8 protein-coding genes are annotated in these 12036 nt (G+C 61.6%); 3 read left to right on the forward strand and 5 right to left on the reverse strand.

Annotated features, from left to right (window positions below; all coding sequences use genetic code 11):
• Nucleotides 1-146 precede the first annotated feature (146 nt).
• On the forward strand, nucleotides 147-347 hold the full coding sequence (locus ACFSR7_RS15135; protein WP_378162865.1) for a helix-hairpin-helix domain-containing protein: 201 nt from the start codon (nucleotides 147-149) through the stop codon (nucleotides 345-347).
• A 292-nt stretch (nucleotides 348-639) separates the two neighbouring features.
• Here the strand turns inward: ACFSR7_RS15135 and ACFSR7_RS15140 are convergent, their stop codons facing one another.
• On the reverse strand, nucleotides 640-3282 hold the full coding sequence (locus ACFSR7_RS15140) for a winged helix-turn-helix domain-containing protein (RefSeq protein ID WP_378162867.1): 2643 nt from the start codon (nucleotides 3280-3282) through the stop codon (nucleotides 640-642).
• Between the two features lie 188 nt (nucleotides 3283-3470).
• On the opposite strand from ACFSR7_RS15140, the gene ACFSR7_RS15145 reads away from it, so the two are divergent.
• Together ACFSR7_RS15145 and ACFSR7_RS15150 are read left to right on the forward strand one after the other, a co-directional pair.
• Entirely contained in the window at nucleotides 3471-6023 is a 2553-nt protein-coding gene (locus ACFSR7_RS15145) for an S-layer homology domain-containing protein (RefSeq protein ID WP_378162869.1), read from the forward strand.
• A 622-nt stretch (nucleotides 6024-6645) separates the two neighbouring features.
• On the forward strand, nucleotides 6646-7329 hold the full coding sequence (locus ACFSR7_RS15150; RefSeq protein ID WP_378162871.1) for a queuosine precursor transporter: 684 nt from the start codon (nucleotides 6646-6648) through the stop codon (nucleotides 7327-7329).
• 69 nt (nucleotides 7330-7398) lie between these two features.
• Here the strand turns inward: ACFSR7_RS15150 and ACFSR7_RS15155 are convergent, their stop codons facing one another.
• From ACFSR7_RS15155 to ACFSR7_RS15170, 4 genes are all read right to left on the reverse strand, one after another.
• Nucleotides 7399-8412, reverse strand: coding sequence for an ABC transporter substrate-binding protein (locus ACFSR7_RS15155; RefSeq protein WP_378162873.1), 1014 nt, complete (start codon nucleotides 8410-8412; stop codon nucleotides 7399-7401).
• 90 nt (nucleotides 8413-8502) lie between these two features.
• Nucleotides 8503-10068 carry a helix-turn-helix domain-containing protein gene (locus ACFSR7_RS15160; protein ID WP_378162875.1) on the reverse strand — a complete coding sequence of 522 codons (1566 nt, stop codon included), beginning with the start codon at nucleotides 10066-10068 and terminating at the stop codon, nucleotides 8503-8505.
• Between the two features lie 34 nt (nucleotides 10069-10102).
• Nucleotides 10103-11098: an acrylyl-CoA reductase family protein gene (locus tag ACFSR7_RS15165; RefSeq protein ID WP_378162877.1), complete on the reverse strand. Its 996-nt coding sequence runs from the start codon at nucleotides 11096-11098 to the stop codon at nucleotides 10103-10105.
• 146 nt (nucleotides 11099-11244) lie between these two features.
• The gene (locus tag ACFSR7_RS15170) at nucleotides 11245-11865 is read right to left on the reverse strand and encodes a TlpA family protein disulfide reductase (RefSeq protein WP_378162879.1); all 621 of its coding nucleotides are present in this window, start codon (nucleotides 11863-11865) and stop codon (nucleotides 11245-11247) included.
• Nucleotides 11866-12036: the final 171 nt, after the last annotated feature.

Below are 12036 nucleotides of genomic sequence, written 5' to 3' on the forward strand. Positions count from 1 at the left end.
TTCATGAAGTTAGACGAACCGCAGGGAAAGGAAGTTGCCGGTCGAATGACGGGGGCGGAAAAATGACGATGCAGGATGGAATGAAGAGGGGGCGGCGGGTAAAATGAAAGGGAGCGTTACAGGGAGAAAGGATTGGAGGTGTCGAGATGGAGGAGGAACGCGACTTGCCTGAACGGCTGTCCAAGCCTGCCTTGCGCGCGTTGGCCGGCGCAGGCATCGAACGGCTCGACCAGCTCGCAGACTGGCGGGCGGAGGACATCCTCAAGCTGCACGGCATGGGCCGCAAGGGGATCGATACGCTGGAGCAAGCGCTCGCGGCGAAGAGGTTGTCGTTTAAAAAGGCGTAGGCTTAATGCGAATAGGCCAGCACGCGGTGTCCGGGGCGGACCGCCTGCACTACGAGAGGCGATGCCGACTGCACGCGGTGTCCGGGGCGGACCGCCTGCACTACGAGAGGCGATGCCGCCTGGACGCGGTGTCCGGGGCGGATCGCCTGCACTACGAGAGGCGATGCCGCCTGCACGCGGTGTCCGGGGCGGACCGCCTGCACTACGAGAGGCGATGGCGACTGCACGCGGTGTCCGGGGCGGACCGCCTGCACTACGAGAGGCGATGCCGCCTCGGACACCGCCAACGGACTTAATCCAACAGCCGCAGCTCCCGCGCGCGGCTGAGCGCCTGGGTCCGCGACGAGACGCCCAGCTTGGCGTAAACGCGGCTCAGGTAAACTTTGACCGTGCCCTCGGTCAATTGAAGCTTCGCGGCCGACTCGCGGTTCGTCGCCCCTCGATCGAGCTCCTGCAGCAGCGCCAGCTCCTTGTCCGTGAGCGGTTCGATCAGCTGCTCGCCGTCGTACTTGCCCACCAAGGCCGATGAGCCTGCCGCTTCGAGTTCCGCATCCAGCCTGGCGATGAGGCCGCCCACATATGCCGCCGCCACGCCGCCGTCAGCTCCTTCGCCTGCCAGCGCCTTTTCGCCGTCGGGGACGGCAGGCAGCCGCTTTGCGCGATACGCCTGCAGCAGCATCAGCATCGGCTTGCCTTCGCCGGTGAAGCTGCGCACATATCCGTTTGGGGCGCCAGCGGCGAGCGCCTTGTGCAAATGGTCCATCGCCGCCTCGCGCCGTCCGCGCTGCCACTCGAGCAGCGCGCGAAGGACGGTCGCATCAACCGTCGTAATGAGGCTGCGTTCGCGGGCGCCAAGCACGGCGAGGCCTTCCAGCAGCCTCAGCGCCTCCTTTTCCTTGCGCCGCGCGCCTAACAAACGGGCGAGCGTCATATATTCGGTCTCTCTATAGAGCGCAGGAGCGTCGGATGCGCCGACGCCGGTCCGCTTCAGGAGACGCTCGGCGCCGGCCAGATCGCCCTCGACAAGCGCAAAGCGAGCTTCATACGCGGCCAGCGGCATTTCCCAGTGCGATTCGCCCCAATCGCGGGTCGTCTCCGCCGTCGCTTGCAGCAGGGCTCTGGCTTCCACGGCGCGTCCACTGGCCTGCATGAGTTTGGCCATCGTGATGCGGCAGGGAACGTACAAGCCGGCGCACCGCTTGAGGTAGGCGATCGCCTCGACCTCCTTTAGCAGCGAATCCGCCTCGGGCAGCCGGTCCCATTCGAAGTAGCCTTCAGCCACCGATTGAACCACGTATTGCGAAAACAACGATTGCTTCCAGCCGTGGGCGTTCATGATGTCGACCATCCGCAGCGCGATGACGTTCGTATTCGGCGGAATGGCGCCGTTCAGGCCGAACAGCGTGCGTCTGACGAGCGGCTCGCTCTTGTTGTAGTTCAAGTTGTAGAACAACGGGCTTTCCGGGAGCATATCCGGAATGCGGTCCGCGTATTTTAACCATTGATCGTAGTCCCCGGTAGAGAACGCAAAGTTGACTTTGACGAAAAACAGGCCGCTCTGCAATTGTTCGCGCCGCCCGTCCTCGGGCAACGCCTGAATGTCCCGCTCGAGCGAAATCAACGCAGCCTCCGCAGCAGGGTATTGACCGGTGACGATGAACGCGAATGCGCGAAGCAAATGGAGCTCGGTCGGCAGCGACGCGGGCGAGATGGCCTGCATCCAGCGCAGCAGCGTCGAGAATTCGCCGCGTCCCAGCACGGTGTAAAGCTGGCGTTGCAGCAGCTCGGCCGCCAGCTCGTCGTTGCCTCCCTGGATGCTCTGCTCCATCGCTTCATCATGAAGTCCGAGCTCGCCCAGGCGCTGCGCGGCGACGCGGGAGAGCTGCTTTGCGCGCGCAGGGTCTTCCCGCAGCAGCTGACCTTTCAACGCATCGCGGAAAATATGATGGTACCTGAACCAGACGCCGCCGTCGTCCAGCGAAACGAGAAACAGATTGCGCCTGCGGAGCTCGCCCAGCATGCGTACCCCGTCGTCGCGGCCGGTAAGGGCGTCGCACGTGCCGGAATCGAACCGCTCGGGCACGGACGTGTCGAGCAGAAACCGCCGCAAATCGTCCGGCAGACGCGACAGCACCTCCTCGGCCAAATACGTCATGATGCTGTCATGTCCGCCGGCAGTCTGTCCGTTAAGACGTTCCAAAGACCGGGCGTCTTTGCCCTCGAGCGATACGGATACGAGCTGGACGATCGCCGCCCAGCCTTCCGTCCAAGCGAAGATCCGGTCGACCTGCTCGGTCGTCAAGCTGAGCTTGGCCGTATGCTCGCAGAAACGGCGCGTCTCTTCGGCTGTAAATGTCAATTCGCCGCCGGCAATCTCGGTGCTCTGACCGCGCGCGCGCCACTTCGCCGCTTGGACAGGCGGCTGCGTACGGCTCGCGATGATCAGATGCGCGCCTTCGGGCAAATGATCGATAAAATATGCAAGACTGCGGTGGATCCGATCGTCTTGTATAGCGTGATAGTCATCCAGCGCGATCTCCAGCGAATGCCCGGTCCGCAAGGAAAAATCATCGATTTCCCGCAGGAGCATGTCCATCATCGTTTCGCGTGAGACGTTCGGATGCGCATCCAGGAGAGGAAGGGCGCGCTTGGGGAGCTCGGCAATCACGGCGCCAATCGCTTGAATGAAATAACGCCAGAACTTGGCCGGGTCATTGTCCGTGTCGTCCAGCGACAACCATGCTGCGGGGGCAGCCCGCTCCGTCAAAAATTGGGCCAGCAGCGTCGTTTTGCCGAAGCCGGCGGGGGCAACGAGCGCTGTCAGCCTGCCGCCCACGGCATGGTTCAACCGGTCGAGCAGTCTCGTACGGACGATTCCGTCCCGGCGAACGGGAGGGATGCGTATTTTTGTTCGCAGGATGGTATCGGAAGGCAAGCTTCTTACCTCGATTCGGCATGTTGAGTGTCAAACGTATACTACGCTAATAAAAAGGTATTCGGCGCGCGCGCGGCAATTTCCTTTTGACAGATGCTGTCGAAAGTTAACGAAAGTAAATCGATTCTCTCCCGCATCCCTGGTAGGATGGGCACCAGACATAGCATGCAAGGAGAGGATGATCGGAAGTGGCATGGGGAAAAGGAGTCAGGCTGTCTGCGTGCGCGCTCGCGCTGTCCATGTTAGGAGCGGGTTGGGGAGGCGCCGTATCGGCAACGGGGCTCTCCGGACACTGGGCGGAGGCCACGCTTAACGACTGGGTGAACAAGGGATGGCTGGCGGGCACCGGGAACGGCGGCTTGCAGCCGGATCAGCCGGTCACGCGCGCCGAGTTCGCGACGCTGGCCGTACGTGCCTTCGAGCTCCAAGCGGGCAGTGGGGGCGCCGGGAAATATAGCGACGTCCGCGAAGGTAGCTGGTATGCGGAGGCGATCTACGCGGCTGCCGGTGCCGGCATCATGTCGGGCTACCCCGACGGTACGATCCGCCCGTCCAGAAGCGTCACGAGGGAAGAAGCGGCTGTCGTGCTCGCAAAGCTGGACGGACTTGCAGATACGGGGGAGGTTGGAGTAGTATTCTCGGACGCTGCGCATATCCGGTCATGGAGTAAAGCCTCCGTCGGTGCCGCCGTCTACTCGAAGCTGCTCGGCGGTTATCCGGACGGTACGTTCCGGCCTGCCAAGGCAATGACCCGCGCGGAAGCCGTCGTTGCGCTGGACAAGGCATGGACGCTGCGCGAACGGACGCGCACGACCGTATACGACAAGGCCGGCGTCTACGGACCGGCTGAGGGTACGCAGGAGATCGCCGGCAACGTATCGATCAAGGCGCCGGACGTGACGCTGCGCAATACGGTCGTCCGCGGAGATCTGACGATCGCCGCAGAGGTGGGCGAGGGGGATGCGAGGCTTGAAAGCGTGACCGTAGAGGGCACGATGAACGTTGCCGGCGGCGGCGAGCATAGCGTGCACTTGTCCGACGCCAAGCTCGGACAGGTCGTCGTGAACAAGCTCGGCAGCAAGCTGCGCCTCGTGCTGGAGGGCGTTACTTCTGTCGCGCAGCTCGACTTCCGCACGGAAGGGCTGCTCATCGTGCCGTCCGGCTCGACCGTAGGCAGCTTGAATGCATATGCAATCATCTTCGTCACCGGCTCAGGCCAGATCGGCAGCGCCCGGCTGTTCGTCTCGGGCTCGTCGTTCGAGCATGCGCCGGGCAGTCTGGAGCGCGAAGCCGGCGTATTGCTGCAAGGCGAGACGGGTGCGACCGGCGGCACTTCTGCGCCAGGCGGCTCGACGCCGACAATGGCACCGACCCCATTGCCGTCGCCGAGCCCGTCGCCAAGCGCGGAGCCAAGCCCGTCGCCAAGCGCGGAGCCAAGCCCTTCGCCGAGCGCGGAGCCGAGCCCGTCGCCAAGCGCGGAGCCAAGCCCGTCGCCGGGCGCGGAGCCAAGCCCGTCGCCGAGCGCGGAGCCAAGCCCGTCGCCAAGCGCGGAGCCAAGCCCGTCGCCAAGCGCGGAGCCGAGCCCGTCGCCGAGCGTGGAGCCGAGCCCGTCGCCGAGCGCTGAGCCGAGCCCGTCGCCGAGCGCGGAGCCGAGCCCGACGCCGAGCGCGGAGCCAAGCCCGTCGCCGAGCGCTGAGCCGAGCCCGTCGCCAAGCGCGGAGCCGAGCCCGTCGCCGAGCGCGGAGCCGACGCCGACGCCAAGCGCGGAGCCGACGCCGACGCCCGGACCGGTCATTACCGGCGTATCGGACGGAAACGCCTATACGGCCGCAGTTACGCCAGAACTTGGGGCTGGAGCCGATATTGCGTCGCTCGAACTGACCAAGGACGGCGAGCCGGTTGCCGACTACGAACTTGGCACCGAGCTTTACGAGAGCGGCGCCTACGTACTTACCGCCACGAATACGGCGGGTGGAGAGACTGTCATTCGCTTCAAGCTATCGGCCGACGTCAAATTAAGCGTTAACGACTACGATTACACGAAGTTCGAAGGGATTTTACAGGTTAGCGTGCATATAGACAACCAAGGCCTTGATCTCCGGAATGCCGTAAACGGCATTGAACTGACGCTTCCGAATTATGACGGGGACGAGCTTGAAGTGGTTTACGAGTACCCCGGTGTATACGACTGGTTCTATCTGGAGAGGATCGCGGGAACCGACCGGTTCGTCGGTCATTACCCGCAGGCTCCGTATTCGCTTCCGGCCGGAATCCAGTTCGACATCAGCTATACCGTCTACATCGACCCATCGACACAGGATAGGGATTTAATTTTAAAAGCCTGGATCTCCGACGCCGAGGCCCAATCCGAGGAAGATGCGCTATACAAGCTTAATCCCGTGCTCATTCCTCTGGCGCTCGATTCGTTCGGTCCGATCTCCGATTTTGCAGTAGACGACAGTCAGCCGAACGACTCGACAACGGTTACCTTAAAGTTTACCGAGCCTGTCGAAGCGACCTACTATTTGATTGAGTACCAGGACGGTGTCATGTTTAAAGACTACTTCACGGTTTATGTAGGCGAAATAGATCGCAGTGCCGACCACGTCACTTTGAAAGGCCTGACGCCGGGCTTGAATTACAAGTTCAGCCTGTTAGTTATCGACGGCTATAACAAGGGAAGCTCCAACTTCGTAGAATACGCGACTCCTGACATCCCGCCACTTGAGCCTAGCGAATAAGCTTGCTACAAACGCGCGTCAATCCGGCTCTCCAGGCTGCCCTCGGGCAACTCTGAGCGCCGGATTTTTTCGTTTAAGATGAACCGGTTCTATCCTTCCTTAAGCGAACGGCGGCAATTCGTGGATAGGTAGGCGTACCTTCGGTGTGCTGGAGCATTTTGGAGGTTGGGAGAGGCGAAATACCTGCATTTGTACATGCTTTTTCTGCCGACCAACGGCACGTCATCAAATTAATGCAAATGTGCAGGTAAATGCAAAGCACAGGCCGAAAATCGGGCTGGTGGAGGAAAATAGATGCGCTATTGCATCTTTTTTGACCAAAAGGGTCGACATCGGCATAAAAAGATGTATATTTGCAGGCATTGCGGCGGAAGGACGACGCGGTCGACGATTGGCCGACCCATCGCAACGCTGTCGGTTGAGCCATCGCCAGGCGTTCAGCGCGAATGGCGTCTCTTATATCCGCCAACGCTAAGAGGAACGTCAGGGCGATCACCGACCGCCCTGGCGTTTTTTTTACTGGCGCGCACGGAACGCTATGCTATAATGGTAGGCATTGCTCCGGGACACGGAGCCGCGGTTCGAAAACTCCCGCGTCATCAAAACTAGGAGGAAGTCCAATATGTTTAACCTGCTCTGGGGCGTGGGATTCGTCGCGGTCAATTTCGCGTTGTTCCTCGTCTGCTATCGTCTGTTCGGCAAGAACGGGCTGTACACCTGGATCGGTGCCGCGACGCTGCTGGCCAACATCCAGGTCGTCAAGACAATCGAGATTTTCGGCATCGTCATGACGCTCGGCAACACCATCTACGCCACGATCTACCTCACCACCGACTTGCTGAACGAGAAGTACGGGGAAAAGGAAGCGCGGAAGGCGGTCTGGTTCGGCTTTTTCACGATGATCATGTCGCTTGTCATCATGCAAATGGTGCTTTATTTCAAGCCTGGCGCCGAAGACTTCAGCCAAGATGCGTTGAAGACCATTTTCGGCATAACGCCGCGCATCGTACTCGGCAGCCTATGCGCCTACTTCGTCAGCCAGTTCCTGGACGTACGCATATTCAGCCGCCTCAAGGTCGCTTACCCGAGCCGTTCCCAGCTGTGGATCCGCAACAACGGCAGCACGGGAATCAGCCAGCTCGTCGATACGCTCATTTTCAGCTCGATCGCCTTCATCGGCTTGTATCCCTGGGACGTCTTCTGGGAGATTGCCATCACCACCTACGTGCTCAAGTTCGTTATCTCCGCCGCGTCGACGCCCGTCATCTATCTGGCGCGCAGCTTCAAGTTCGCGGACGAACGATAAGGATTTTGGAGTTCATATAAAAGGACGGCCGAGCGCGCGCTCGACCGTCCTTTTTTGCATGCCCCGGACTTACGATCCGGACAGCAGCTTTTGCACGTCCTCGGCCACTTTGACATTCGCCTTCAGGCCGGTATTAATCCAATAATCCCGATCGACGCTGTACACGTGGCCTTCCTTGACCGCCTTCATGCTTTTCCATATCGGCGTGTTGTAGATCGAGTCCAGATCCTTGTTCGCCAGCGGATCCTTGCCGTCCACCTGCATCAGGAAAATATAATCGGCGTCCAGATCCGGCAGCGTCTCGAGCGACAGCTCCTTCCAATCAGAGCCTTTGCCTTCGGACGTAGGCTGCAAGCCGAGCTCGCCGTACACGACTTTGCCGCTGTAAGTCTCGTCCTGCATGAGCGAGAACGATTTTTCGGAGATGAGCATGATCGCCGCTTTTTTGCCGGTCGTCTTCGCCTGGAGCTCTTGCTTAAAGCCTGCCATTTTGGCATCGTAGTCGGCCAGCGCTTGCTCGGCTTCGGCGTTGCGTCCCAGCAGGTCGCCGAGCGTGAGCAGCGTCTTGCGCCAGTCCTTGGTCGCGTCCTCGAACACGTAGGTCGGGGCAATCTTGGAAAATTGGTCGTAGGCGCCGTTCTGGACGCGGATGGCAAACGGAACGATGAATAGATCCGGTTCGAAGCTCGCTACCTGTTCAGGCGAGAACGCCACGAAGTCGAGCTTCGGCACGTCCTGAAGCTCCGGCTGCAAATAATTCAGCAGCAGCTCTCCCGCGGACCACTGCGCGGCCGGCTTGACGCCAAGCGACAGCAGCGCATCCTCCAGGTAAGGGGCGACGACGCGAACGGGATTGGACGGCACCTCGACCTGGTCGCCGATGTCGTCCGTGACGATGCGCGGCCCGGACGGCTCGGCGGACGGAGAGGGAGAGGCGGCGGAAGCCGAAGCGGCTGCGGTTGAGGAAGCCGTCGCGGAGCCTCCCGAGGCGCCGTTGTCCGTATTCGAGCTTCCGCAGCCGAACAGCACTGCGGATAGCGTGACCAGCATGATGGCGATATAAAACGGTTTGCGTTTAAACATGATTCGTTTGGCCTCCTGATATTGAGAATCAATCTCACTCAACACAGCATAACCGTCCGAACTATGTTGCGCCATAGCCGATATTAGGAATTATGATGTACGATCCGAGGAAATGAGCTTCACAATCTCCTTCAAAATCCGTTCATGACCCATTGCAGAATACTCGAACCAGGGGTCAGGCTGAATGCGGTATACGCTGCTGCTGCGCATGGCGCTAAGCGCCCGCCACTCGGCATTGTCATTGAGGTCCGCCCATAGTTCGCGGGATTGCGCATCGTCGTTCACGGCCGCGAGCAGCAAGTCCGGATTCATTTCCAGCAGTCGTTCGGCTGTGACGGGCTGGTACGCGTGGCTGGTTTGGAGCGGATCCGCAGGCCGGAGCCCCAGATCGTCGTACAGTACGGTGCCCAGATTGCGGCTGCCAAAGCTGTAGATTTTCCCTTCGCGCACGTGAATGGCCATGACGCTGCGCTCGCCGACCCGCTCTCTCAGCATGCCGCGGATGCCGGTTGCTCTGACATCGTACCTTTCGAGCCAGCGCTCGGCCTGCTCGCTCTCTCCGAGGAAGCGGGCGACGATCGACAGGTGCTCGCGCCAGCTGTTTTCCCACCAGGGCACGTACAGCGTCGGAGCGATCCGCTCCAGCTCGGCCCGGTCGTCCTCGCGCAGCCAATCGCCGGCGACGATCGCGTCGGGCAGGGCCCGCTGGAGGACTTCCAGGTTATAGTTCCTGTTCGTCGCCTCGGACGGATCCCGCAGATGAACGGGAATTTGCAGCTCGTACTTGTCCTTGTAAAAACGGCTGAACTCGCGATCGAGCGGCGCGGCATAAGGTATATTTTGCAGCGCGAGCATCTGCCCGGTCATCGGGTAATGGAACGAAGCGATTCGCAGCGCGTTTCTGCTCGCGTAACGGGAGGGAGACAGACCCGTCAACCGCTTAAACTGGCGGCTAAAGTAAAAGGGATCCTTGTAGCCGACCGCTTGCGCGATCTGATGGGCGGGTGCGTCGGTGCGGTCCAGCAAGCTTCTGGCCGCGTCGATCCGCACCGAGGTCAAATAGTCGATAGGGCTTCGGCCGACGATTTTTTTGAACAGCTCCATGAAATAGGAGGGGCTGACCTCGGCCATGGCGGCCAGCCGATCGATCTTCATCTCTTCGGCATAGTGCCGCTCCATATAAGCTTTGGTCCGCTCCACGGCTTCGCGCGGATCCGAGGACGCGCGTTCCTTCGCGCGGTAGATCTCGTAGACGAGCTCCTGAAAATATACGTTGGCGCGAAACAGCTCGAGCGCCAAATTGGATTGAAGGCAAGCCATGACATTGTCGCACAGGCGGACGAAAGAGGCGTCTGACGGCACCTTCAGCGCTTCGCCGGCGCCGATCGCAGCGTCAGGGGGCTGCGCCTGGAAGAGGAAGCCCTCTATGCCTGCCAGTTCAACCGCATCGGCGCCGGATGACGCTTCGACCGAGGGAGCGGGCAGGAGGTACGTATGTCCGGATTGCCATCGATCGTCATGCGACCGGATCACGACCAGCACGCGCCGGACCGAACCGGAAAGAGCGGGGCGCTCTTCCGGGGCGCCGCTTCCGTCCAGCCGCGCGCCGCCGACGAGCGTCAATATCTCATATAAGTGCGAGGACGGGGCGATCAAGCGAGTCCCCTCCTTTCTAGGTGGATGCCGGACGTCATAGCTTCGCGATCACGCGGCCGCGCATCTCGCCGCGCAGGATAGCGCTGAGCGCGTCCGGCAGTTCCTCGAGCGCCACCTCGCGCGCGATCGCGTCGGTCAGGCTGGCGGGCTTCAGATCGCCGGCCATCCGTTCCCATGTCCGCAGCCGCTCCGGCTTCGGGCAGAGCACCGAGTCGATGCCGAGAAGCTTCACGCCGCGCAGAATGAACGGATAGACGTTCGCGGCGAAGTCGGCGCCGCCCGTGAAGCCGCTCAGCGCGATCCCGCCGCCGTAGCGGATCGTGCCGAGCACGTCCCGCAGCGCCGGGCCGCCGACCGGGTCGACGACGCCGGCCCAGCGCTCGCGCGCGATTGCCTTGCCTTCCGGCATGCGCAGCGCTTCCGGCGGCAAGAGTTCGCTCGCGCCGAGCCCCCGCAGGAAGGCCTGCGCCTTGGGATCGGCCTTGCGCGAGCTGGCCGCCACCTCGTAGCCGAGGCCGGCCAGCATCGCGACCGCGACGCTGCCGACGCCGCCGGTGGCGCCCGTCACCAGGACGGGGCCTTGTCCTGGAGCGAGGCCGGCCTCTTCGAGGCGCAATATCGACAGCGCCGCCGTGAAGCCCGCCGTGCCGAAGGCCATCGCCTCCCGCGCCGAGAGGCCGGCGGGCAGCGGGACGACCCAGTCGGCCGGCACTTGCGCGAGCTCGGCATAGCCGCCGTCCGCGGAGACGCCGAGGCCGTAGCCCGTGACGAGCACCGGATCTCCCTCGCGGAACCGCGCGTCCTTCGAAGCGGCGACGGTGCCCGCGAGATCGATGCCAGGCACGTGCGGGTAGCGCTTCACGACGTTGCCGCGCGGGCTGACCGCCAGGGCGTCCTTATAGTTCACGCTGGAGTAAGCGACCTGAATGCGGACTTCGCCGTCCTGCAGAGACGGAATTTCTAATTCTTCGACTGAAGCGACAATCTCTTCGCCGCTTAATTTAGCTACCAAGGCTCGATAACGTTTCATCTGGCATGCCTCCCCAGGCGGTGATGGCACGGGAATTCCCGCGCTTCGTGGCGTGCGCAAGACCGTATTCCTTCATTTTAACCGCCCTGGGACAGGTTGCAATGGCATTGGAGTGCATTGGAATGGAATGCCGGCGCCGGACGGGACTAATCGCGGCCCGCCGGCTTGAGCAGCGCGTCGATCCGCCGCGCGAATTCTTGCTCGTCAATCGCGCCGAGCGCTTCATCCGCAACGACGCCCCGGGCGTCGATGAACAGCGTCGTCGGAATCGGCCGGATGCGGTACAACTCTCCGACGGTTCCCAGGCGGTCGAGCAGCACGGGAAACGCGAAATGCTGATCGGCTGCGAAGGAGCGTGCGGACGATTCGTCGTCGGAAGCGGTCAAATTGACGGCTACGACGGTCGCTTTGTCTTTGTAGTGCGCTGCAGTTTTAACGAGGGCCGAGGCTTCTTCTCTGCACGGGCCGCACCAGGAAGCCCAGAAGTTCAGAACGACCGGCTTGCCCCGATAATCGGACAGGGAATGCGTGGCGCCGTCCAAACCTTCGAGCGAGAAATCCGGTGCCGCGGCCAAAAGCTTGGGCGCCGCGGGACGTGCCGAGAGAGAGACGTTTCGGGCGGTGGCTTCGCTGGCCCGTTCGTTCTGAGCTGAGGTTTCGGGACTATTTGCGGCTAGCGAGGGACCGCGGTGGAACAGCATTAATACAATCGCAGCCGTCACGAAGACGGCGAGCAGCATCCAGTCGCGCAGCACTTTCTTTTGCACGTTCGGCCTAGCCTCCCAATGTCGCTTGATCATAGAGACATCCTCGAGAACGAACAGGAAAGGTGTCTCAGTAGTCAATATGTCCGCTTCCAACGCCGGCAATCCCTCTGCGGGCCATCGACATCGCTCGGCATAGGCGGCTGTCCTGTTAGCATGCTTTATTCCGATGGC

Origin of the sequence: Cohnella sp. GCM10020058, from assembly GCF_042683485.1 — a bacterium.
Lineage (GTDB): Bacteria > Bacillota > Bacilli > Paenibacillales > Paenibacillaceae > Cohnella.

Excerpts from the sequence above, each read along its gene's own strand:
- ACFSR7_RS15150 (WP_378162871.1), top strand. The coding sequence starts at position 6,646 with ATGTTTAACCTGCTCTGGGGCGTGGGATTCGTCGCGGTCAATTTCGCG.
- ACFSR7_RS15155 (WP_378162873.1), bottom strand. The coding sequence starts at position 8,412 with ATGTTTAAACGCAAACCGTTTTATATCGCCATCATGCTGGTCACGCTA.
- ACFSR7_RS15165 (WP_378162877.1), bottom strand. The coding sequence starts at position 11,098 with ATGAAACGTTATCGAGCCTTGGTAGCTAAATTAAGCGGCGAAGAGATT.
- ACFSR7_RS15135 (WP_378162865.1), top strand. The coding sequence starts at position 147 with ATGGAGGAGGAACGCGACTTGCCTGAACGGCTGTCCAAGCCTGCCTTG.